At 45.5% G+C, this 22,184-nt stretch carries 22 protein-coding genes; 19 read left to right on the top strand and 3 right to left on the bottom strand.

The genetic code is table 11. The features are described 5' to 3' along the window. The 9 genes from M0P91_RS01040 (at window position 1) to M0P91_RS01080 (ending at window position 8,136) form a co-directional block, all read left to right on the top strand. Window positions 1-1,146 (top strand): aminoacetone oxidase family FAD-binding enzyme, encoded by a 1,146-nt coding sequence (locus M0P91_RS01040; protein ID WP_295063232.1) that lies wholly within the window; start codon window positions 1-3, stop codon window positions 1,144-1,146. Window positions 1,147-1,207: 61 nt separating this feature from the next. Continuing rightward, window positions 1,208-2,002, top strand: coding sequence for a 3-deoxy-8-phosphooctulonate synthase (gene kdsA / locus M0P91_RS01045; RefSeq protein ID WP_295063234.1), 795 nt, complete (start codon window positions 1,208-1,210; stop codon window positions 2,000-2,002). Between the two features lie 108 nt (window positions 2,003-2,110). After that, window positions 2,111-2,578, top strand: coding sequence for a 6,7-dimethyl-8-ribityllumazine synthase (gene ribH, locus M0P91_RS01050; RefSeq protein ID WP_295063236.1), 468 nt, complete (start codon window positions 2,111-2,113; stop codon window positions 2,576-2,578). Next, entirely contained in the window at window positions 2,578-2,976 is a 399-nt protein-coding gene (gene nusB, locus M0P91_RS01055; protein ID WP_295063238.1) for a transcription antitermination factor NusB, read from the top strand. The genes ribH and nusB overlap by 1 nt, the downstream gene beginning before the upstream one ends. Before the next feature lie 6 nt (window positions 2,977-2,982). Beyond that, on the top strand, window positions 2,983-4,116 hold the full coding sequence (locus M0P91_RS01060; protein ID WP_295063240.1) for a dehypoxanthine futalosine cyclase: 1,134 nt from the start codon (window positions 2,983-2,985) through the stop codon (window positions 4,114-4,116). Next, complete coding sequence (locus tag M0P91_RS01065; RefSeq protein WP_295063242.1) at window positions 4,113-5,399, top strand: pitrilysin family protein; 1,287 nt, start codon at window positions 4,113-4,115, stop codon at window positions 5,397-5,399. Before M0P91_RS01060 ends, M0P91_RS01065 begins: the two co-directional genes overlap by 4 nt. Window positions 5,400-5,530: 131 nt before the next feature. Then, complete coding sequence (gene recG, locus M0P91_RS01070) at window positions 5,531-7,324, top strand: ATP-dependent DNA helicase RecG (RefSeq protein WP_295063245.1); 1,794 nt, start codon at window positions 5,531-5,533, stop codon at window positions 7,322-7,324. Between the two features lie 7 nt (window positions 7,325-7,331). Beyond that, window positions 7,332-7,766, top strand: a complete 435-nt coding sequence (locus M0P91_RS01075) for a nucleotidyltransferase family protein (protein WP_295063248.1) — start codon at window positions 7,332-7,334, stop codon at window positions 7,764-7,766. Continuing rightward, window positions 7,735-8,136 (top strand): HepT-like ribonuclease domain-containing protein, encoded by a 402-nt coding sequence (locus M0P91_RS01080; protein WP_295063251.1) that lies wholly within the window; start codon window positions 7,735-7,737, stop codon window positions 8,134-8,136. The genes M0P91_RS01075 and M0P91_RS01080 overlap by 32 nt, the downstream gene beginning before the upstream one ends. A 97-nt stretch (window positions 8,137-8,233) precedes the next feature. Here M0P91_RS01080 and raiA read toward each other — a convergent pair whose 3' ends face one another. After that, window positions 8,234-8,770, bottom strand: coding sequence for a ribosome-associated translation inhibitor RaiA (raiA, locus tag M0P91_RS01085; protein ID WP_295063254.1), 537 nt, complete (start codon window positions 8,768-8,770; stop codon window positions 8,234-8,236). 419 nt (window positions 8,771-9,189) lie between these two features. Here raiA and M0P91_RS01090 point away from each other — a divergent pair, with 419 nt between their 5' ends. Genes M0P91_RS01090 through M0P91_RS01135 form a run of 10 tightly spaced genes read left to right on the top strand, consistent with a single transcriptional unit; the run spans window position 9,190 to window position 18,024 of the window. After that, window positions 9,190-9,426 (top strand): hypothetical protein, encoded by a 237-nt coding sequence (locus M0P91_RS01090; RefSeq protein WP_295063257.1) that lies wholly within the window; start codon window positions 9,190-9,192, stop codon window positions 9,424-9,426. Then, window positions 9,413-9,682 carry a type II toxin-antitoxin system YafQ family toxin gene (locus tag M0P91_RS01095; protein ID WP_295063260.1) on the top strand — a complete coding sequence of 90 codons (270 nt, stop codon included), beginning with the start codon at window positions 9,413-9,415 and terminating at the stop codon, window positions 9,680-9,682. The genes M0P91_RS01090 and M0P91_RS01095 overlap by 14 nt, the downstream gene beginning before the upstream one ends. Before the next feature lie 19 nt (window positions 9,683-9,701). After that, window positions 9,702-10,043, top strand: coding sequence for a nucleotidyltransferase domain-containing protein (locus M0P91_RS01100; RefSeq protein ID WP_295063262.1), 342 nt, complete (start codon window positions 9,702-9,704; stop codon window positions 10,041-10,043). Then, window positions 10,027-10,533, top strand: a complete 507-nt coding sequence (locus tag M0P91_RS01105; protein WP_295063265.1) for a HEPN domain-containing protein — start codon at window positions 10,027-10,029, stop codon at window positions 10,531-10,533. Before M0P91_RS01100 ends, M0P91_RS01105 begins: the two co-directional genes overlap by 17 nt. Beyond that, window positions 10,523-10,693 (top strand): hypothetical protein, encoded by a 171-nt coding sequence (locus M0P91_RS01110; RefSeq protein WP_295063268.1) that lies wholly within the window; start codon window positions 10,523-10,525, stop codon window positions 10,691-10,693. The genes M0P91_RS01105 and M0P91_RS01110 overlap by 11 nt, the downstream gene beginning before the upstream one ends. Next, a complete protein-coding gene (locus M0P91_RS01115) occupies window positions 10,680-10,964 on the top strand; it encodes a type II toxin-antitoxin system RelE/ParE family toxin (RefSeq protein WP_295063270.1) in 285 nt (94 codons plus the stop codon). Before M0P91_RS01110 ends, M0P91_RS01115 begins: the two co-directional genes overlap by 14 nt. A 20-nt stretch (window positions 10,965-10,984) precedes the next feature. After that, window positions 10,985-16,006, top strand: a complete 5,022-nt coding sequence (locus M0P91_RS01120; RefSeq protein WP_295063273.1) for a Calx-beta domain-containing protein — start codon at window positions 10,985-10,987, stop codon at window positions 16,004-16,006. Beyond that, window positions 16,003-16,665 (top strand): hypothetical protein, encoded by a 663-nt coding sequence (locus tag M0P91_RS01125; protein WP_295063276.1) that lies wholly within the window; start codon window positions 16,003-16,005, stop codon window positions 16,663-16,665. Before M0P91_RS01120 ends, M0P91_RS01125 begins: the two co-directional genes overlap by 4 nt. Then, window positions 16,665-17,591, top strand: coding sequence for a type II secretion system protein (locus M0P91_RS01130; RefSeq protein ID WP_295063279.1), 927 nt, complete (start codon window positions 16,665-16,667; stop codon window positions 17,589-17,591). The genes M0P91_RS01125 and M0P91_RS01130 overlap by 1 nt, the downstream gene beginning before the upstream one ends. Further along, window positions 17,578-18,024: a type II secretion system protein gene (locus M0P91_RS01135; protein WP_295063282.1), complete on the top strand. Its 447-nt coding sequence runs from the start codon at window positions 17,578-17,580 to the stop codon at window positions 18,022-18,024. Before M0P91_RS01130 ends, M0P91_RS01135 begins: the two co-directional genes overlap by 14 nt. Before the next feature lie 454 nt (window positions 18,025-18,478). On the opposite strand, the gene M0P91_RS01140 is transcribed toward M0P91_RS01135, so the two are convergent. Together M0P91_RS01140 and M0P91_RS01145 are read right to left on the bottom strand one after the other, a co-directional pair. Further along, on the bottom strand, window positions 18,479-18,856 hold the full coding sequence (locus tag M0P91_RS01140; protein ID WP_295063285.1) for a response regulator: 378 nt from the start codon (window positions 18,854-18,856) through the stop codon (window positions 18,479-18,481). Between the two features lie 15 nt (window positions 18,857-18,871). Then, entirely contained in the window at window positions 18,872-22,180 is a 3,309-nt protein-coding gene (locus M0P91_RS01145) for an ATP-binding protein (RefSeq protein WP_295063287.1), read from the bottom strand. Window positions 22,181-22,184 lie beyond the last annotated feature (4 nt).

A 22,184-nucleotide genomic window follows, 5' to 3' on the forward strand; every position in this document is an offset into this window, starting at 1 on the left:
ATGAAAGCTTACGATGTGATCATCCTTGGAGCGGGTGCAGCCGGATTGATGTGTGCCGCACAGCTTCGGGAAAACAGCGCTCTAAAAATAGCGATCATTGAAGGCAATTCCCGCCCCGCTTTGAAGCTAAAAGCTTCCGGCGGGGGGAAATGCAATCTTACCAATGTAAAAGTGGATGCCACCCATTATCTTGGGGATGAGGCGCTTGTTTCCTATGCATTGGAGGTTTTTCCCAAAGAGAAGCTGCTGGAGTATTTCTACCGTGGCGGGTTACGTCCCGTGATACGTAAAGAGCGATACTATTTTTGTCCCAAAAGCAGCGACGAAATTATTTCGATCCTGATAGGAAGGGCAAAGGGGTGCGATCTGCTGCTGGGCCATAAAATCCTCAGTGTAGAGGGAAATTCCCCTTTTACGGTGACAACCGACAAAGGGGAATTTCAGGCCGCTAAAGTGGTCGTCGCAACCGGAGGAGCAAGCTATAAAGAGCTCGGAGCCACCGATATCGGCCTCAAAATTGCCCAACGTTACGGTCTTAAAACAGTTCCGTTTTCCCCCGCACTGGTCGGACTTACCCTCCAGAGCAAAGAGTTCTGGATGAAAGAGCTCAGCGGAATCAGTTTCCCGGCCCGTATCCGCGTTGCGGAAAAAATAGTGGACGAAGATTTTTTATTTGCACACAAGGGGATTAGCGGTTTGGTCGTCCTCTCGGCATCGCTGTATTGGCATCGCGGTGAGATCGTGATCGATTTTTGTCCCGATTTTGATCTGAATACGCTGATACAAGAGAAAAAACTCATCAGCACCGCATTGCCGTTGCCGAAACGGTTTATGAAATCGTTTTTGGAAGCGATCGGTCTTGAAGATAAACCGTGCAACCGTTTGACGCCGCAGGAGAGGGAAAAGCTTGCACTGATCCGTAATTACGCTATGGCACCGTCCGGGACGTTTGGCTTGAGTAAAGCGGAAGCGTGCCGGGGGGGAGTGGCGTGCGAAGAGATTGACCCCGCTACGATGCAAAGCCGCCGGGTAAAAGGGCTCTATTTTATCGGAGAGACGGTCGATGTGACCGGAGAACTGGGTGGGTATAATTTTCAGTGGGCCTTTAGCTCTGCTGTTGTTTGTTCTGCGGCAATGGTTGGATAACACTGTAAGGGATTTTAATGTTATCTAAGTACAATACCGCTATTAACTCATAGGAGTACGGATGATATTATTAGCCGGACCGTGTGTCATCGAGAGCGAAGAATCCATTTTTAAAATTGCCAAGTCATTGGAGCGTTATCATAACGATCCGCGCTTTGATTTTTATTTTAAATCGAGTTTTGACAAAGCCAACCGCACGTCACTGGAGAGCTACCGTGGGCCGGGTTTGGAAGAGGGGCTTCGAATTCTCCAAAAAGTGAAAGAGGATTTCGGCTACAAGATCGTTACCGACGTTCACGAGAGCTATCAGGTCCCTATCGCGGCCGAAGTGATCGATATGATCCAGATTCCCGCATTTTTGTGCCGACAGACCGATCTGCTGGTGGCGGCGGGGAAAACCGACAAGATCGTCAATATCAAAAAAGGGCAGTTTATGACCCCGGGTGATATGCAATACTCGGTGATGAAAGTGCTCAAAACACGCGGATGCGATGAACTCAGTTACGAAGCATCCCTAAAGCACGGCGTATTGCTGTGTGAACGTGGATCCTCTTTCGGATACGGTAATCTGGTCGTCGATATGCGCTCCCTCGTCATCATGCGTCAGTTTGCCCCCGTAATTTTTGATGCGACCCATTCGGTCCAGATGCCCGGTACCGGCACCGGAAAAACAGGAGGGGATAGCTCAATGGTTCCTCATTTGGCCCGCGCTGCAGCCGCAGTCGGGGTGGACGGATTTTTCTTCGAAACCCATTTTGATCCGATTTGCGCTTTGAGTGACGGTCCGAATATGCTAAAATTAGAACAACTGGAAGAACTCAGCGAAAAATTATTGCAGCTTGATGCGATAAAATAATAAAAAAGAACATTTGGTGTATTGGGCACACCGCCGAGGTGAACCCAGTGTTAACGTAGTCTATCAGGACGTGTTCCGATAGTGTAATGCAATAAAAAAGGATTTTTTATGAAGTTAATCGAAGGACAACTTCGTGTTCGTACGGATAAAAGAGTAGCCATCGTCAGTACGCGTTGGAACCATTTTATCGTTGATCGACTTGTTGAAGGGGCGAAAGATGCGTATGCACGACACGGCGGAAACGCTGATGAACTGACCCATGTTTTGGCTCCCGGCGCATTCGAGCTTCCGATGGTGATCGAGCAGCTCCTCAGCAGCGGCAAATATGACGCCGTGTGCGCATTGGGTGCTGTCATTCGCGGTTCGACTCCCCATTTCGATTACGTTTCCGCCGAAGCGACCAAAGGGATCGCAACGGTCAGTTTGAAACACAAAAAACCGGTCTCTTTCGGACTTTTGACGACTGACACGATCGAGCAGGCGATTGAGCGTGCCGGTACGAAGGCGGGGAATAAAGGGTTCGAAGCGATGACGGTTGTGATCGAGATGTTAGATCTTTATGAGGAAATCGGATAATGGCAACGCGTCATCAAGCCCGTATGGCCGTTGTCAGCCTTTTGTATGCGTACGATTTGGGAAACCAGAGTATTGCCGATTTCAGTGACGAGATCCTCGAAGAGAAAAAAATCCGTAACAAGCAGCGTGATTTTGCCCTTGATCTGTTTAAAGGGGTGACCGAGCATCTGAGTAAAGTGGACGAAGCGATCGAAAAACATCTTAAAGACTGGGATTTTGACCGTCTTGGTTCGATTGAGCGGGCGACCCTCCGGTTGGGTGCCTATGAGATCATGTTCGGCGAACTCGATTCGGCCGTCATTATCAATGAAGCGATCGAAGTGATGAAAGCATTCGGAAGCGAGCAATCGCCTAAATTCATTAACGGCGTCCTTGACGCGATCGCCAGAGACAAGTAACCGCTTATGAGACTCTCTAAAGAACAGGCGCTTGAGCTGATCCGCCACACTGATCTCAAAGAACTCGGAAAAATGGCAACAGTCCGGAAAAAAGAGCTTCACCCCGATGGGATCACGACGTTCATTGTGGATCGCAATATCAACTACACGAACGTCTGCTGGGTTGATTGCAAATTCTGCGCCTTCTACCGTCACGGAAAAGACGAAGACGCGTATGTGCTTACGTTTGACGAGATCGATCAAAAGATTGACGAGCTCCTCGAAATCGGCGGAACCCAGATCTTATTTCAAGGGGGTGTCCATCCGAAGCTGAAAATCGAATGGTATGAAGATCTCGTCGAACATATCCATACCAAATACCCTACGGTGACGATTCACGGCTTTTCGGCGATCGAACTCGATTTTATCGCAAAAGTCTCCCATATTACGATTCAAGAGTGTCTCTCACGCCTTCACGCGAAGGGGCTTGCTTCGATACCCGGTGCGGGGGCTGAGATCCTCAGCGACCGGGTGCGCGATATCATCGCCCCCAAAAAAATAGACAGCGAGGTGTGGATCGACGTCCATCGCCAAGCACATAAACTGGGGATAAAATCGACCGCGACAATGATGTACGGGACGGTAGAGACCGATGAAGAGATTATCGAACACTGGAATCTGATCCGGGATCTTCAGGATGAGACGGGCGGTTTTCGTGCCTTTATCATGTGGTCGTTTCAGGGGTTGAATACTCAATTGATGGAAGAACACCCTGAAATCGAGAAGCAATCTTCCAACCGCTATTTACGTCTTTTAGCCGTTTCGCGCCTCTTTTTGGACAATTTCCCCAATATTCAGAGCTCATGGGTGACACAGGGGCCGTATATCGGTCAGATGGCACTGCTCTACGGTGCAAACGACCTGGGTTCGACGATGATGGAAGAGAATGTCGTCCGAAGCGCTGGGGCGGGGTTTCGAATGGCAAAAGATGAAATGGTTCGTCTTATCCGTGATATCGGTGAGATACCGGCGATCCGTAATACGGCTTACGATCTATTAGAAATTTTTACGCCCGATGAGCAAAGCCCATCGGACTATGCTAGTCGCTTTGGCACTGAAGCCAGCCCCGTTCGGGGCAGAAGTTCGGATGCCGTAGTATGAATCGGCTTTTAGTAACCATTTTATTTTTAGGGCAATTGGCTATGGCAAGTACATTGGATTTTATTGAGGTAAAGGGTGTCAAAATCCCTTTTATTTTTGAAGAGGAGAAACGTCTCCCTATCGTATCGGTACAGATCATCTTTACCGGAAGCGGAAGTATTGACGAAGGTAAAATAGGCGGTCTGGCCAAATGTACCGCTAAAATGCTCAATGAAGGATCGTTGAAAAAAGGGGCCGTAGGCTTTGCCGATGCATTGGATGCACGTGCGATTCAGTTAAGCGCAACCGCCGGAAATGAAACTTTTGTCATTGAACTCGGAACGCTTAAAGAGGAGTTCGATCAAGGGTTATCCCTTTTGGACGAACAGCTGCGCGAACCCAATTTCACGTCAAAATCACTGGATAAAGTCAAAACCATGACGCTAAGTGAAATTTCCCGCAAAGAGGCCGATTTTGACAGTGTCGCTTCCGATGAGCTCAAAGCGGTGGTGTTTGAGGGGACTCCGATAGCGATCCCCAACATAGGGACGAAAAAAAGTATTCATAAAATTACCCTTGAGGATGTCCGAAAATTTGCCTCAAGCCATCTTGTCCTCTCGAATGCTCTGATTGTTATCGGCGGTGATATCAGTGTGGATCAGGCAAAACAAAAAGTGAGTACACTTCTGGCCTCTTTGTCGGCAGGCAAGAGAGGTGGTGAACGTCATTACGATCCGCGTACAACACCCAAAGAGTCGCTGCTTAAACGTCCGAATACGGAACAAGCTTATCTCTATTTCGGTTCACCGTTTGATATGCGCGAAGGGGATCTTGAATATTATAAAGCACGCGTCGCGATGTTTATTCTGGGAACCAGCGGTTTCGGAAGCCGTTTGATGGAAGAGATCCGGGTCAAACGGGGACTTGCCTATTCGGCTTATTCACGTCTGAGTGTTGCCAAAACGCACACCTATTTCAGCGGATACCTCCAAACCAAACTGGAATCGCAGGCCGAGGCGAAAAAAACGGTTGTCGAAGTGATCGATACCTTTGTCCGTGACGGGGTGACGCAAAATGAACTCGATCAGGCCCGAAAATTTTTACTGGGTTCCGAACCGCTCCGTGTCGAGACCCTTTCCCAACGGTTGGGACGTACTTTCAGTGAATATTATCAGGGTAAACCTTTGGGCTATACGCTTCAGGAACTCGAACTGATTCGCGGACTTACCTTGGATGAGCTGAACGATTTTATTAAACGCCATGGTGAGATCCGCAATCTCAGTTATGCCATTGTGACGAAATAAATTGCATTACGCCACCGGAGCAAAGCCCCGTTGGCTACGCTAACGCTGAGTTTCACCCGGAGGGCACTTTGCCTTCGGCAGGAAGCCCGCGCGCAGTAAACCGCGCTTTGAAGAATCCCGAGGAAAATTGCATGAAACAATCTGTACTCTCGTCTGAAGAGGCCGATAAATTCCGCCGATTGGGAATCGGCAGCGTCATCGAGCTCTCTCTTATTGCCCCCGCATCATTCGAAGACCGCCGCCTAAGTACTCACCTCACCCATAATGCCTCTTGCGTGATCGATGCGACCGTAGAGAAGGTGGTCCGTACCCCCAAAACCCTCAAAATCACATTTTTTGCCCATACGTTGGAAGAGACGATTGAGGGGATCATTTTTCATCCAAAACCCTATATGATCCATCAGTTTACCCAAGGGGAGAGGGGTTTTTACAGCGCTAAAGCGGTGCTGGAGCAGGGACGGTGGCAGGTGATCCATCCGCTGAAGATCAGTGCGGTAGGCTCAATCGTCCCCATCTATAAGACACCTTTACGCGCTGATGTGATGCGTAGAACGGTGGAGAAGTATATGAAACCGGAGATCCTGATGGAAGAGGGGATCCCTGAGCCGTTGGCGCGTGAACTGTGTGCGATCCATTTTCCGACACTTGTATCCCCCCTTAATGAACGGCAGCTGCATGCCCTTAAATTTGCCGAGCTTTTTGATTATATGCGCCGTTTAAGTCTCAAACGGAGGTTTCATCCGACCCGTTACCGTGCGGCGGGGGATGTAAAGCGGTGGATTCAAACCCTTCCGTTTACGTTGACCGAGGATCAGTTGCGTGCGATTGAATCGGTCCAAAAAGATCTGAATGGGGGGAGTGCCGCCCGCCGTATGATTATGGGGGACGTCGGTTCGGGAAAAACGATGGTGATACTGGCTTCGGCCGTTATGATGCACCCCTACCGCTCCATTCTGATGGCACCGACGACGATTTTAGCGGCGCAGCTTTACGAAGAGGCCCAAAAATTCCTCCCCGGTCTGAATATTGCCCTGGTGACCAACGCGACGAAAAAAGGGTCCCTAGAGGGCTTTGATTTTATCATCGGAACCCATGCCCTTTTGCATCGGGATCTTCCCGAAGCGGGATTGGTCATGGTGGATGAACAGCACCGTTTCGGTACCGCGCAGCGCCACGCCCTCTCTAAATTGACCGACAATGACACTCCACCCCATTTTTTACAGTTTTCGGCCACGCCGATCCCCCGCACCCAGGCGATGATCGATTCGGCTCACATTGATGTCAGTTTGATCGTTCAAACCCCTTATACGAAAAATATAGCAACGCAGATCATCCGTAAACCGGATTTCTCTCGCCTTCTGGAACATATCCGTTCCGAGATTGCTCAGGAGCATCAGGTGTTGATCGTCTATCCTCTGGTGGAGCAAAGCGAGAGTATCAATTACCAAAGCATCGACGAAGCACGGGGATTTTGGGAGAGCAAGTTTGAGAATGTCTACGTAACCCACGGACGGGACAAGGAGAAAGAGTCGGTATTACTCGAATTTCGCACCCAAGGCTCTATTCTCCTCGCCACGACGGTCGTGGAAGTGGGGATCTCCCTTCCGCGCCTCTCCACCGTTATTATCGTCGGTGCAGAGCGGCTGGGACTCTCGACGCTTCATCAATTGCGAGGACGCGTGAGCCGGACGGGATTACAGGGATACTGCTATCTGTATACCAATACGGCGGGAAAAAACGAACGGTTGGAGTCGTTCAGCCGCTGTATGAGCGGGTTTGAGATCGCCGCACTCGATCTAAAATTTCGGCGAAGCGGTGATCTGTTGGAGGGGAGAGTCCAAAGCGGTCAAAAATTCCGGTGGGTCGATACGGGAGAAGACGAAGCGGTGGTGAAAGAGGTCAAGGTGTGGTTGAATAAGGTATAATGATGTGATGAAAAATTCACATTTAATAGAAGCAGTGCAAAGTGTAGCGGGTCAATATGATGAGATTCGGATTCTCCTTTTATTCGGATCACAGGTTAGGGGGAATACGCGTTTTGATAGTGATATCGATCTTGCTATAGGTTTCAAGAATGAACCGGATCTTATGATGATCGGGAAAATTGTGGCTGAATTGGAAAGTGCTACGGATCATCGTATTGATTTGGTGGTTTTGAATGGGCTTCCCTCTAAAAATCCTTTATTGGCTTACAATATTACGGGTATGCATGAAATCGTTATATGTCATGATACTCAGCTTTATGAGGCATTTAAAACCCGCAGTTATTTGGAATATTTTGATTTTGAACCGATACTCAGAACGCAAAATGAAAAATTGATCGAGGAGTTGCAGCATGGAAATTTTGGAAAAATTAAAACAGCTTAGTGATAATTTAATCCTCCTGGAAACGATCAAAGAAGAGTTAAACGGTCATTTACCCACAAAACGGACGGAATGGGAGGTTCGTTACGGCTTATTCGAATCAATACAAATTATCATCGATGTCGCCTGCAAAGTAACTTCGCACTACAATCTCGCCCATCCAAAAAGCTACGCTGAGTGTATCGGTGCGTTGGCAAATAAAGAATACATTGACGCAATAATAGCGGATAAAACGATACGGATGATAGGTTTACGCAATTTATTGGTTCATGAATATGCGGTTATCGATAATCTCAAATTGATTGATTTTTTAGAGTATTTGGAAGATTTTAGAGAGTTTGCGAGACAGATTCAAAAAAGCGTGATGGAATAACTTCCCCGATAGGGGGAATAAATTTTTCTGCCCCCTTAGGGGCAGGCTTCAGTCTTAGGGAGTTAATCTCCCGTATCCGAAAGATGCGTAACAATAGTTAATAAAGCCCGAACCGCCCGTCATTACGTTTGAACAAGACGCGCATTTTACCGTCGTTATCGATAAAGACCTCGAAAACCTTGGAACTCTCTTTGAGTTTTTCGAGTACCTCGGCAACCTCTTGAGGTTTGTAGAGCTCCAGTTCGGTCGGAACGATCTCATCTTCTTGCGCTTCACCGACGGCATGGAGGTCTACCGTGGAAGCGGCAGCGATTTTAGCCTCGTTGATTCCGGTATGGTTATGATCGCTTTGGCGGTCATGCAGCCGTCGAAGCGCTTTTTGGGCACGGTCGATCGCAATGTCGATCGCGGCATACATATCGTCGTCGCGCTGGGTAATCACAATCGTATTTTTACCGGCGATAGTGATCGTAAACTCGATCAAAACCCCTTTTTTTCGTTCGTTCATCGCAGCGACGGCATTGACGCTGATAATGTCGAGATTGAATTTGCTGAGAGTATCAATAGAATGCATTAAATGGTCTTTGATTGCGTCACTGAGTTCGATGTGACGTCCGACGAGAGAGATATTCATAAGGTCCACCTTGTTTTGGGTTGAAATTTGATTATAGCACAGGATTACGAAACGGTGATATTTTTTTTAACAACTGATGTTACGCACTTTTCGCGCATAGCCCGGAAAGTGGCAGGGACTGAAGTCCCTACAACCCCCTAAAGCTTCCCGTATCTTTCGGATACGGGAGATTACTAACCTTTTCGCACTTGTTTAGACAAGGTGCGTAAAATCCGTTAGCAAAATAAAAAACAATTATAAATACCGGTTAAACGCATTTTAATGTAGTTGGGATTACAATCTTCGCACTGGCGTGCTCCACTAATCGGTTTTAGAAAAGGGGCGTTTTTACCGATAGTATCGGATAAGTAAAGTTGGGGATACGGACATTTTCTACCGAGCCCTGATTGTGCGTGCACTAAAATCCCGAGGAGGATCAGATGAAAACCGTTCTGCTAGAGATCGAAGACAGCAAGTTTGAACAAGTGATGACGATTATAAATTCATTAAAAAGCGATTTGATCAAAAAGTTTGAAGTTCAACCAAAAGAGGATAACTCGCTAATGGAAAGCGAACTTCTGGAAGACTTAGAACTTTACAAAATGGGCAAGCTTGAAACCATCGAAATCGGTGATATCGATGGTTATATTGCGGAATTGAAACGTGAAATTGCGTAAAACCGAGCGGTATGCGTCAAAAGAGACAAAGTTTTTCAAAAAACATCCTGATTTAGTCGATAAGTATGGGGATGTTTTAGAGAAACTTTCTTTTGATATTTTTGAGCCATCGTTAAAATCGCATCAATTGAAAGGTAATTTGTCTGAGTATCATGCGGTCAGTTTGACGTATGAATATCGAATCGTTTTGATTCTGAAAATTGTAGACGATGAAATCGTTTTATTCAATATCGGAACACACGACGATGTGTATTGAAAATCCCGAGGAGGATCAGATGAAAAATATACCAATGGACGAACAACTCCAAAAAGAGATCGTTGCCAGATTAATGCCGCTTCGTCCGTATAAACTTATTTTATTTGGATCGTATGCGTACGGTGAGCCGGATGAAGAGAGTGACATTGATCTTTTGTTTATCAATAACGAAGAGACCTACAAAAGTTTTTCGGAACGGATCGATATCAAAATGCAGATTGCCAAACGACTGGACGAGATCGGCTTGCCGATCGACGTGTTGGCGTATACAAAAAAAGAGTGGGAAGATCTGCAAGAAAGCGGTCATTCATTTGTCCGGGAAATCAATGCAAAGGGGGTTTTGCTTGAAACCGCTGCATAACGAGTGGATTGAATTTGCCAAACGGGACTATTATACGCTTAAAAAGCTTGACGGTGATGAGTATTTGACCAATATCGTATTGTTTCATTCCCAGCAATGCATAGAGAAGCTTTTTAAGGGGATTATGGAAGCCAGCGGAGCAGATGTGCCTCGGATACACAATACCAAAAAACTGTACGAATTGATAGCGGACGTAATCGATCAGCCTATGGATGTGGATGATCTGCTATACATTGACAGTGTTTATATCGAGTCACGTTATCCGGCAAGTTTTGGATTGTTACCGGGTGGACAACCTACATTAAAAGAGTCGCAAAAAGCGATAGAGATAGTAAAAAAAATTCTCTCATTGCTTGATCTGGACTTTGAATCCCGAGGAGGATCAGATGAAAACATTGACATTAAAAATCGAAGATTCAGCAGTCGAAAAAGTGATGTGGTTTTTGGAACAACTCAAAGATGTTGTCACGATAGAGCCATTGAAAAGTGATGAGCAATCTCAAAAGATTGATCTCGAAAATGATCCATTGGCACAGGAGCTTAAAAGGCGAATCCAAGAGATTGATGAGGGGACGATGCCATTGACTCCGTTCAAAGAGGGGATGGATCGGATGATGGAGAGAATGAGGCTGAAATATGCAAGTGGATAAAACAGACCGGTTCTTTGCGGAGTTAGAGATGATTATCGACTTTATCGCTCAAAATTCTTTTAAAAGAGCCGAACAGTTCAGCAGTGATTTGAATAATCAAATGATGAATTTACCTCATTTTCCCTACAAATGCCGACAATCGTCCAGATCAAAAGATAACGATCTCAGAGAGTTGGTTGCTAACGGATATGTGATCCCTTATCGGATCAATACGGCTAAAGATCGGATTGAGATACTCGGTATTTTTAGCGAAAATGAGTGGAACTTATAAAAAATCCCAAGGAGGATAAGATGAAAACCGTAAAAATTCCCGTTATTACCGGAAGCGAAATGACGCGGCAATCGATACAACCCGTTAGTGCGAGTATAGCGCGGCAATCCAGTCTCTATAAAACGCTTTCACGGATGTTTGCCGCTTTTGGAGTGGTAATGATATTTGCCGTGTCGGGGTGGGGAGGTCCACCTGCCTCATGGACAAGCAATACCCCAGTTATTTCGTTAAGTTGTACCCCTTCCAGTCTCGATGAGAGGCATGCGGGTACACAGTTGGTTAGCTGTGAGGTGAGTATTGATGTGGCCCCTAATAATGATGACTTAAAATTGACGATTAAAACGTCTGACGACACCGCAAGAACGAATGATAACGATTACGAGAAATTGGATTCTGATTTTACATTCAATAAAAATACAACTACTAAAAGTAAAACGTTTACAATAACGATAAATGGTGACAGTGCGGTGGAATCGGACGAAACTTTTTTTGTTAACGTTGTTGAGAATAATACAGATAAGCAAAATTTTACGTTGCCATCCCCTCCTCAAACTGTCACCATACGCAATGATGATCTTGTTTTAACGGATCTTTCAATCACCAAAGCTGTTAATAATGCGACGCCGCTGGTGGGAGAAAACGTAACGTTTACGATTATAGGGAGAAATAACGGGCCGACAACGTCGGACATAACCATTACCGACACATTACCGGCAGGTTTGACATGGGTATCGGACAGTGACGATCAGGGAAATTCATTTAACTGTACCAACAGCGGTCAGACGGTGACGTGTACCGGAACGCAGGATTTTGCTTCATCCGCACAGGTAACTGTCACGATTGTAGCCAATGTCGTTTCATCGGGTACGATTGTAAATACTGCTACCATCGAATCAGCCAACAGTGTGAGTGAAAGCAACAGTGCCAATAACAGTGCGTCGGTTACCGTGATAGCCGGTTCTCCACCGGTGATGGGGAATATTCCCGATCAAAATGGCATCAAAAATACCCCTTTTACGCTGAATATCAGCGGAAATGTTACACGTACGGAAAACGATTCGATCTTGTCGTACGCTCTGAACGGAACCTTGCCGACAGGGCTCAGTTTTAACACATCTACCGGTACCCTCAGCGGTACACCAACACAAACAGGAACATTCAGTTTTACGGCGACGGCGACCGATAAAGACGGTACGTCGAATGCCGATCCTTTTATCCTGACAATAACTTCTGCGGCGACAGGGACGGTTCCCGAACTCCCAGCTGATAGTATGTGTAACCTTTTTCCCACTCCGTTGACAACGTTTAGTCATCTTACAACACAAAATAACGGAATTTATAACAGTTGTAGTATTTCATATCCAACCGGAGCATGGACCGATGCACATGTCGGTAATAATCCCCGTACAGGATGCCATGATGGAACACCAGGCACAGGATGTGATTGCGCTCGTGTCAATCCAACCTCGATGTATACGGCTCCACTTTACATCACGAATCGAACGGATACGGTGAGCCTGACCGGGACCAATACGTTGAGCGATTTAAATCAGCCTAATCTGAATCTTTCGGGAACGATTACGTTTAATCCGTCGACAAGCTACAGTAATGATTCGCGTAAAGTAATGTTGATCGGGGATATGAATAATGTTAATGTAGATACGATGACCTTCAATGAAGGGGATTATTATATTAAGTCATGGACGATTTCGGGAAATGGAAATAACAAAAACAACATAAAGATCAATGGGGATGTCCGAATTTTTATTCAGGGAGATTTTACCAATCCCGGCAACAACGTTGATATTGCCTATGTAACGACGGCCTCTACCTTTTTTATGTATACGGGCGGTGATATGACTACGTCCAATCAAGGTGGAGGAAATGCGACATGGCAGGGATTTTATTACGTTAAGGGTAATTACACCAATAGTAATAATGCTAATGCTGCTAGTCTTAAGGGTGGGATCACGGCAGAGGGGACACTTACATTCAGCGGTCAAAATTATAGCGTAACCTATGATGCCGATAGAGCCGACCGTCTTGGTGGTCAGGTATGTGCAGCAGCAGTTACCGTCGGATTCGATACGGCAGATTATCAAACGAGTGAAGATATCAATTTGCCGTTTGAATCAACCAGTACGATATTGATGACGATTCGATTATCCAAAGCGGCTGCTTATGATGTCACCGTAGCGTATGATACACAAAACGGTACAGCAATTGCAGGACAGGACTATATTGCACAAAGTGCGACGGTGACTATTCCGCGCGGACAAACGAGTGTAACCGTGCCGATGTACATTATCCATGATCAGCCGATTGAACTGGATGAGACGTTTCAGGTTGTTTTGAGTAATCCGCAGCCTTCCGGTACATTGCTGGGGATTACCCCTGCGACGGTAACCATTCTTGCACAAACAACAGCACCGTTGTGTTATAAGGATGATTTTAATAGCGGAACAGCAACAGCAAATAATTGGCGTGTACTCAAAAGCAGTGGAAGTTATACACCCGGTTATGTGAATAACAGAATGCAACTGACAGATGCCGTAGGTAATAGAGCAACAGCAATTACAAAAGATTATGAATTCAGTGCATCTCAAAATCTCATTATTGCTGAATTTACCCACTATGCTTACGCAGGTGACGGAGCAGACGGTATTGCACTTGTTTTGTATGATTCAGCGGTTGGTGCAACACCGACGGTTGGAGCTTTCGGCGGATCTCTGGGATATGCACAAAAAAGCAATCCAGGAAGCGATTGTACGGTATCGGGCGGATGCCCGGGATTTCAAGGGGGATGGCTTGGATTAGGGATTGACGAATATGGGAATTATTCAAGTCCTACTGAAGGACGTTTAGGTGGGACGGGATTCATTTCAGATGCTGTAGCGATTCGCGGGAAAGGGAGTAATCAAACAGGCTATACCTATTTGGCAGGAACTACTACGATGACTCCGTCGATCGATACGGCTGGAAGTACCCCTAAGCCTGGGGATAAGTTTCGTATGACGGTGGATGCGCGTGATCCTGCACATCTTTATATCTCACTAGAGCGCGATACAGGGACAGGGAACGGATATCAATTTGTGATCGATAAATTTGATGCTATCGCGTCTCAGGGGGCAAGCCCGACGTATGTGCGCCTTGCTTTTACCGGCTCAACCGGTGGATCTAATAATATTCACGAAATTGATGATTTGACGGTTAACGGAAACTGTAGCCCTTATGTACCATCTCTATCCGGGGCATTTCGTGTAACCGAAGATAGTTCAACGGCCTCCTGGAGCGTAAAATGGCCCAAAAAACTGATTAAAACGCAAGTGGCACCCTTAATCAATAAACGCTTTTGCGTGTTGGCCGGAACCAGTGCCAATGAGAGTGCTCTTCCACTAACGAGCAGTGTTGCAGTGGATGTAAATCTTACCAATTACACCGGTTACAATCAGCAACTTGTTTCCAATCTTATGATCCCATCGGGCAGTGCAACAACCTGTTTTGATGTGAATTACGCAAGCGCTGCCAAAACGATGCAGTTTATTGTTGGAAAACATAATGATACCATCTCGGCAAAATCATTTTCAGATACTTTTTCAATTCGACCTAAAAATTTTATTGTTGAAACCAATTCAACGACGCCGCTTCTTGTTGCTGGACAGACGTATCGTTTGGATGTGAATACAACCTCAATGACATCGACAAATCCGGTAGGAAATTATGATACTGTGCTTGGAACTTTGCCCAACACGAGTGTTCTTAAAACACTTGCACCCACAATGATAACGTGTCCAGCAAACGGTTCAGAATCACTATCCCTTACTTTTACAAGTGGTCAAGCATCATCGTCAAATTTTGTATATGATAATGTTATGGATATCGATGTAACCGTTTTAGATGGTAACTGGACCGAAACGGATCAGGCAAACGGTGGATGTATTCTTGGTTCGGATGATTGGACGACAACGCCGGTCGGATGTTTAATAAAAGGGGTGAAACAGGTGAGATTTGTTCCCCACCATTTCGATCTTACTGCCAATTTTCGAAATTTCAATAATGAAAAATTCACCTACCTCTCCAATCCTAAAATCCCGGGCAATGATTATAATATGAGTGCGTTGCTTGATTTGAACATTACGGCTAAAACGGCTTTGAATCATGATGCAACGTATTATAATTCATTATGTTATGCGAAAGCAAAGGATATTAAGATAACCTATACCCCACTATTTATAGATAATTTGACGAGCGCATGGTATCAATACGGTTTTGATTCAACGGTGATCGGCGATTCAAGCAAAAATATTGGGACGGATTTAAATCTGACCAGTCTGACTCCGGCAGTTTTTTCGACAGACCATAATGGTTCCGCTCAATTGCATGTAAAAATCAATTTTGACCGGAATGAAACCAAACAGCTTTCCCCTTTTAATGTTGACATTACCAATATCGATGTAAATACCATTGATGAGGTTAATGCAGCGATCAATCCGCCTAATACGGCTTCTTTCGTATACGGCCGTTTCATCCCCCGCGATGTCAGAGTCTTCGGAGATACGGTTCCCTTTAGCGTAAATGGATGGTATGAAGTGTTTGATGCCCAAACATTGGGAGGGACTGCTTTGTCTCCGAGTCGAAATGATCCTCTCTGGTTTGTGAATAGTTTGCACAGCGATACTAGCGATGGTAACGCAACGGTTTCTGTAGTGGAAAATTACGGTGCCCTTCCGACCAATGGAGCATCGGTTGGCGGTATCGAAACCTATAACTTTACCCATTATGCGATCGGCGGATACAAAGCCCATATGAGTACCTCCCCATGGCTGTGGTATGGTGTAAATGCTTCCCCCTATGTCGATCCTACCGGAAATCAAAATTGTTTAACGCACCCGTGTTTTAATATCTCTGTCTCTCCGGTGGTCGGTACCAGCGGCAGTGCAAAAAGCGGTTTGGAATCGACTAAAAGCAGTAAATCCTCAACGCAGAGCGGCAGCAACGGGAGCTGGAAAAGTACCAGCGATTATGCTCCGGCTATCCGATGAAGCGAGTCGTTATGCGTTCGGCTATGGCCATGATCGAATTGATTTTCGCGATTGTCGTCATTGCGATCAGCCTCCTCTCCATCCCCTCCATGATGGCGGTGGCGGCCCAATCGAGCAAGGGGAGCGTCATCGATGAGGATGTTATGTCCCGCCTCTCGGGGTGGGTTATGGACAAATCACAGGCGCGATGGGATGGAAATTACAGCGCCTCCGGTTCGGGTCCGCTCTGGATTCCCGGTGATTTGAACTGTACTTCACGCGGAAGCGGGAACGTGTGGTACCGAGTCAATGCCGACTCCACGGTGCAGTGTGATGATCAGAACCGAACGCCTTCGGCAATATTGTCATCCTATCCGGACGGAAACCTTTCTCGCGGAATTGAACGTTTAAACGGCGGGAGTGAAAATCTTGAGATCAACACTACGAGCGCAGAGAGTTATACCATTACGGCCAGTTATGCGGTAAGCTATGTCCCCTCCACCGTAAGCGTTAGCGGTAATACGGCAACCGCAACGTGGGTATTGGGGTCATCAACTGCTATGGAGCCTTCTCCATCCGTGGCGGCGACTCATCTCAAACGTGTCGTAACCCGCTTCAGTGATCCCGATACTCAAACGGATATGGTGTTGACATTTTTTAAATCCAATAAAGGCAATTAATGAAAACCTCCATACGCCGAAACGGTTTTACGATGATTGAATTGCTTTTTGTGATTGTGATCATGGGGGTAGTCGGTGGATTCGCTCTTGACACCGTCCGTCAATATTATGAGAATATTTTTCGCACTCATGAGTATACCAAACAGGTTGCCGATGCCGATCACATACTCGAACAGCTCTCAAAATATTTTGAAACAGCCATCAACGCATCCATTGTCAATCTGGATGAAACCAATTCAAATACGTGTTACGGGACACCGGGGACCAATAACGGTGATTTTACCGTTGCGTTTGTTGCCGTGGATAATGACAGTCTCCGGGGAATCAACGGGCAGCCAGGATGGAGTGAAGATACATTGCTCCAGAACAATAACATTTTAAGTGCACCTGATGCAGACTATACGGCAGCCGATACGATTATTACCGCGCTCTATCCGACATCCGATTTGAATAATTCGGCAGTTTATGATGCCGACAGTATGAACGTCAATGCCTGTACTCGCTTTAACTGGAACGGGGGAGGAACAGAGGGGTATCATAGGATTACGGGTGCTCCGACCGCGACAACGCTTCCGTTGGTCGCGGGCAATATTGCAACGGATGGAAAACAAAAATACTTAATGCGGACCGCTTATGCCTTTCGTGTTTTGGATAACGGTGATTTTAAGATGTACAGCAATTTTCGTCCGTGGTTAGGAGAAACGTACACTGATACGACAACACGTCAAAATCTTCTGGGACAGAATGTGGCCCACTTCAGCATCCATTACAATGCACAGGATTTTCAGAATAATGCAAATATCAACGATCGCGGGATGATATGGAAGCTCAAAATTTGTATGACGGGGATAGATGCCAATTTAAGTGAATCGGTGAGTGCTTCTCAACAGATATGCCGTGAAAGGAGTGTCCATGTACGGTATTAAACGTCGCGGTTTTGCAATGATACTGGCGATTTTTGTCGTTGTGTTGGTGGCAGGTGGGGGTGCTCTATTGTTGAGCAATGCATCGGTGGCGAGCAAGTCGGTCAGCGACAATTATCTCCGTGCTCAAGCTGAGCTTTTAAATGAAAGCGCCACCGAATTTGCCGTGATGCGGGCACAGGGATTTGATACAAGCGGAGGCAATTGTCTCGAAAATATCAATATTACCGTAAACGATGCAACCGGACATGCTATGTTCGATGCCAATGTGACCATTCGCTATTCATTTAGAGGTACGGCACCGGCTGCGTGTGTTAATGTTTTGGCGGTTAATACGCTCAAAGAGACGACAATGTTAATCGATACCGCAGTAACCGACCGTAATATCAGTACCGAACCGATCCGTGTTCACAAGCGTACCTGGCAAAAGTTATAGGGGAGGGAATATTCAAAGATTAATACCAAACTTTATTAACTAGGCATACTCTCGTCATTTTGTGCTACGACACAAAATCCAATGCAAGAGATGGATCCCGTATCAAGTACGGGATGACAAAATGCGTATAGACAGTTAAAGATAGACGGTATAAGGGTGAAACAAAACCGAACCGGGGAAGGAAAAGACTCAATTAAAAGCTGACCTTACGCATCTTTTTCAAAAGGGGCGAAATAGGTCAGTAATCTCCCGCATCCGGAAGATGCGGGTAGCTTCAGGGGATTGTATGGGTGAAAAGCGTCAAAAAAGCCAATTGCTTGGCTTTTTTAGCTTAGGAGCCGATACACGAAGTGCCGGGGCTGGGCCGTCCCTGCCACTTGATGGGCTATGAGCGAAAAGCGCGTAACATCAGTTAAAAGGTAGATAGAGCTAAGAAACTCTATCTGAGGAGAATTTAGAGGGCGAGCTGGGCAATTTTGGAGAGGACATCTTTCTCGCGAACCGGTTTCATCAGAAAACCGTTTGCACCGCACTCTAACGCTTCGGTTTTTTTGGTTTCATCGGTAGTCAGGATAATGACCGGGAGCTGACGAAGCGATTCATCGGCACGTATCACTTTTAGCATTTCAATCCCACCCATCACCGGCATAATGATATCAAGCAAAATGATATCAATATCATCCTGACTTTTTAAAACCCCTATTGCGTCCGCACCGTTTTTTGCCTCGACAACTTGCGAGACATTAGGCGCTTTCATCAGCATGGTTTTTAAAAGCTTGAGATTAATCATATCGTCATCAACAGCAAGTACTTTTAGTTTTTTATCGCCCATTGTGTTGTTCCTATTTTAGATAAATTTTTCAAATACTAGACGTAAAAGATCTTTGTTGACAAGATTCTTGATAATCTCATGTACGTAGAGCGCATCATCCGCCTCGGCTTTTACACTTGGATCAATCAGCATGACAAGAGATATATCGCTATTGTTAGCTTTAATTATATCATACAAATCTTTTAGATTGAGTTCATTTAACGTTTTATCAAAGAGTGCAAGCTTATAACGTCTATGGGTAATTTCGTCGATAAGTTTCTCGGCACTGTTGACACTTTTATAAGTATATCCCAAGTCATCCAGAATTTTTGAAAAAAGTTTCATCTCTATCGTATTGTTCTTGGCAATAACGATATCAGCATCATAGGCCGAAGGGCGTGGTACGTCAAGAACAGCAGGCTCTGCGGCAGGACTCTCCGGACTAGGGTGATTTTCAGGTTCTACAGCTTCTATTGAAGTCAGCAAAATTTCATTGATCCCGCTCTCTTCCGCAATCGTCTCACTCGAAATAGTTTCCGATTCGATCACAGCCTCTTCTTCACTTTCGGCAGGAGCATTCAGCTCTTGAGCACTTTTTGGAATGGCTTTTATATCGATAATTTTATGGGCTAGAAAATTATTAAGCAGTGAGATAATCTCAGAACGGACTAGCGGTTTTGTCGTGTATTCATCCATTCCGGCGGCCATGAAACGTTCACGGTCCCCTTTCAGTGCATTCGCCGTTAATGCGATGATCGGAATATGGTGTTGATCGTAGTCTTCCTCAAAGTCAAGTATCTCCTGCGTCGCTTCGATACCATCGAGTACCGGCATCTGGATATCCATAAAGATAATATCATAATTGCCGTTTTTCCGTTTTTCGAACGCTTCGAGGCCGTTATTGGCGATGGTAATCTCAAATCCAAGATCTTCTAGGGTACGGCGAATCAGTTTTTGGTTAATAATATTGTCTTCGGCAACCAGAGCCGAAGCGGCAAAACGGGAGTTCTTTTCATCGAATTTTTTACGTCGGGTCGCTTTTTGTTTACGGTTGCTAAAGGCTTCAGCCTCATACGATTCGAGTGTCGTACGAATTTTAGAGCTGTTGAGAGGCTCATAAAGAACCTTGAAAATATCGATTCCCATCGAATCGATTTTTTTCATGTAGTATGATTTGGTAATGAGGACAAGTTGCTCTTGTGACGAAGCATAATCCACTAAATCTTCATCAACCGTATAGTCGTTGTCAATAAAGAGGAGGTCATAATTGACTTGCCGTTCTAAAATTTTAAGTTCGCTAAGTTCATGAAAGGTGGTGTAGCTGACGCCGAAATAGTCCAGATACTCTTTTAAATAGGTGGTTTGGAGTTTTTTCTTCGAGTTGCTTTCTAAGATAACGGCATTGATATTGGAAAAAGAGGATTTAAGCGATTCATTAAGGGTCTCAATCTCTTCAAATTCAAGGGTGAAGAAGAAAGTGGTTCCGCTTCCCGGTTCACTCTCAAGATCAAGTTTAGACCCCATCAATTCAACAAATCGGCTGGAAATGGTTAGACCAAGACCGGTACCGCCGTATTTACGGGTAATCGATGTGTCGGCTTGGGAAAATGCATCAAAAATGCGGGATTTTTGTTCACTGGTAACTCCGATACCGTTGTCTTTAACCTGAAATCGGACACGTGCATGATTGAGACGATCGCACGCTTCACGGCGGATATCAACGCTGACCGAACCGCCGCTATTCGTAAATTTAACCGCATTGCTGAGTAGATTGATAATAACTTCTTTAATCTTGGTCGGGTCCCCTTTGAGTGGGCGCTCAAGACTCGGATCAACGTAGCAGGCAAGGTCGATGTGTTTTTCGGAAGCACGTACCGCATACACTTCAACCGCACTTTCGAATTCATCCATCGGATTAAAGACGATCTCTTCAATTTCAAGTTTATTGCTCTCAATTTTAGAGAGGTCAAGGATATTATTAATAATTTCGAGAAGATTTTCAGAACTTTTTTCAATAATATCGATAAATTCACGCTGTTCATCGTGCAGTTCGGTATCTTTGAGCAATTCGGTGAATCCGACGATACCGTTGAGCGGTGTCCGGATTTCGTGAGACATATTGGCCAGAAACATCGACTTGGCTTCAGACGCTTCAAGCGCGTACTGTTTATCGTTAAGCGTTTGTTCAATAATACGTTCGAGCAAGGCGTAGGCTTGCGCCGTTCCGACAGCCGTATCAAGATTGATCGATTGACTCAGTGCCTCTGCTTCATTATCGTGGGTATTGGTTGCAACCCGCTTTAGAACCAATTCAAGGTTTTTAATATTGGTAGTAATTTCAGCAGAGAACAAATAGCCTAAAATGGCCAGTAATACCCCAAGAATCCATGCAACAATCGCAATGATCAGAAGTTGGATCGAATCGTGTTGAATAACCGATGTCCGCTCATCCATTGCATCGATCAATACTTTTTCTGCTTCATTGATTGCATCTATTTTCTCGGAAATCATTGCAAACCAGATACCCGACTGCGTTTGGTACGTTCCGGTCGGGCTCCCCTGCAAAATACTGGTACGTTCTGCGGTGATATCCAGATAGAGTTCGGTATTATCTTCATTGAAAAGGGTAGTACTGAATTTTGACTGGATCTCCTTATTTCGGATCCCTTCAAGATTGAAGGCATCGGCTTTGGCAATAATGGAGACCCACTGATTTAACTCTTTTTCCGAAAGGGGAGTGGCACGGGAGAGGACATACGTAATGTAATCGCGTTCAATACTGCTGTACTCATTAACACGCACCAATGAGAGATAGGTTGAGGAGAGGGAGTTGACTTCATCATCTACATGGAGTGTCGCAAGCTCAGCGAGTTCATTAATAAGCGCTTCTTGTGACTTTCCGTAGAGATCGGTAAATATTTTATCAAAATCGGCAGTACCGTTGTCGACCAGAGGGCGATATTTTACTATCCCTTTTTGAAGTTTGGTAACCAATGCGGATACGGCGGCGGCTTTGGGACTCTCTGCTGTATGGTTGCTTTGAAGCGATGCAAGATGTTTCTGATACGCAGCAATTTTGTGATCGACGATAGTACGTTGCGCATGGAGAGATTTCAGTGTCGTGGAAGACGCGCTCCCCATATACATAACCGTCATTCCCCGTTCGCGCGAGATATTACTGATCAGGTCATTGAGCTGTTTGTTGACATCCAGTCGTGTCTGGAGCAGTTGTGCCCCTTGATAACTGACATACGAACTGTAAACGTAATAGCTTCCTAGTGAAAATAAGATCAGAATCGGAAAGAGACTGATCAGACGGAGTCGATTTATAAGTCGTAATTGCATGGTG

This window comes from Sulfuricurvum sp., assembly GCF_023229695.1.
GTDB lineage: Bacteria > Campylobacterota > Campylobacteria > Campylobacterales > Sulfurimonadaceae > Sulfuricurvum.

What these genes read in the sequence shown, in the direction of transcription:
- M0P91_RS01090 (WP_295063257.1), top strand. Translation starts at nt 9,190, where the DNA reads ATGAAAACCGTTCTGCTAGAGATCGAAGACAGCAAGTTTGAACAAGTG.
- M0P91_RS01130 (WP_295063279.1), top strand. Translation starts at nt 16,665, where the DNA reads ATGAAAACCTCCATACGCCGAAACGGTTTTACGATGATTGAATTGCTT.
- M0P91_RS01075 (WP_295063248.1), top strand. Translation starts at nt 7,332, where the DNA reads ATGAAAAATTCACATTTAATAGAAGCAGTGCAAAGTGTAGCGGGTCAA.
- M0P91_RS01100 (WP_295063262.1), top strand. Translation starts at nt 9,702, where the DNA reads ATGAAAAATATACCAATGGACGAACAACTCCAAAAAGAGATCGTTGCC.
- M0P91_RS01135 (WP_295063282.1), top strand. Translation starts at nt 17,578, where the DNA reads ATGTACGGTATTAAACGTCGCGGTTTTGCAATGATACTGGCGATTTTT.
- M0P91_RS01115 (WP_295063270.1), top strand. Translation starts at nt 10,680, where the DNA reads ATGCAAGTGGATAAAACAGACCGGTTCTTTGCGGAGTTAGAGATGATT.
- M0P91_RS01080 (WP_295063251.1), top strand. Translation starts at nt 7,735, where the DNA reads ATGGAAATTTTGGAAAAATTAAAACAGCTTAGTGATAATTTAATCCTC.
- M0P91_RS01145 (WP_295063287.1), bottom strand. Translation starts at nt 22,180, where the DNA reads ATGCAATTACGACTTATAAATCGACTCCGTCTGATCAGTCTCTTTCCG.
- M0P91_RS01140 (WP_295063285.1), bottom strand. Translation starts at nt 18,856, where the DNA reads ATGGGCGATAAAAAACTAAAAGTACTTGCTGTTGATGACGATATGATT.
- raiA (WP_295063254.1), bottom strand. Translation starts at nt 8,770, where the DNA reads ATGAATATCTCTCTCGTCGGACGTCACATCGAACTCAGTGACGCAATC.
- M0P91_RS01060 (WP_295063240.1), top strand. Translation starts at nt 2,983, where the DNA reads ATGAGACTCTCTAAAGAACAGGCGCTTGAGCTGATCCGCCACACTGAT.
- ribH (WP_295063236.1), top strand. Translation starts at nt 2,111, where the DNA reads ATGAAGTTAATCGAAGGACAACTTCGTGTTCGTACGGATAAAAGAGTA.
- M0P91_RS01065 (WP_295063242.1), top strand. Translation starts at nt 4,113, where the DNA reads ATGAATCGGCTTTTAGTAACCATTTTATTTTTAGGGCAATTGGCTATG.
- recG (WP_295063245.1), top strand. Translation starts at nt 5,531, where the DNA reads ATGAAACAATCTGTACTCTCGTCTGAAGAGGCCGATAAATTCCGCCGA.
- M0P91_RS01040 (WP_295063232.1), top strand. Translation starts at nt 1, where the DNA reads ATGAAAGCTTACGATGTGATCATCCTTGGAGCGGGTGCAGCCGGATTG.
- kdsA (WP_295063234.1), top strand. Translation starts at nt 1,208, where the DNA reads ATGATATTATTAGCCGGACCGTGTGTCATCGAGAGCGAAGAATCCATT.
- M0P91_RS01125 (WP_295063276.1), top strand. Translation starts at nt 16,003, where the DNA reads ATGAAGCGAGTCGTTATGCGTTCGGCTATGGCCATGATCGAATTGATT.
- nusB (WP_295063238.1), top strand. Translation starts at nt 2,578, where the DNA reads ATGGCAACGCGTCATCAAGCCCGTATGGCCGTTGTCAGCCTTTTGTAT.
- M0P91_RS01120 (WP_295063273.1), top strand. Translation starts at nt 10,985, where the DNA reads ATGAAAACCGTAAAAATTCCCGTTATTACCGGAAGCGAAATGACGCGG.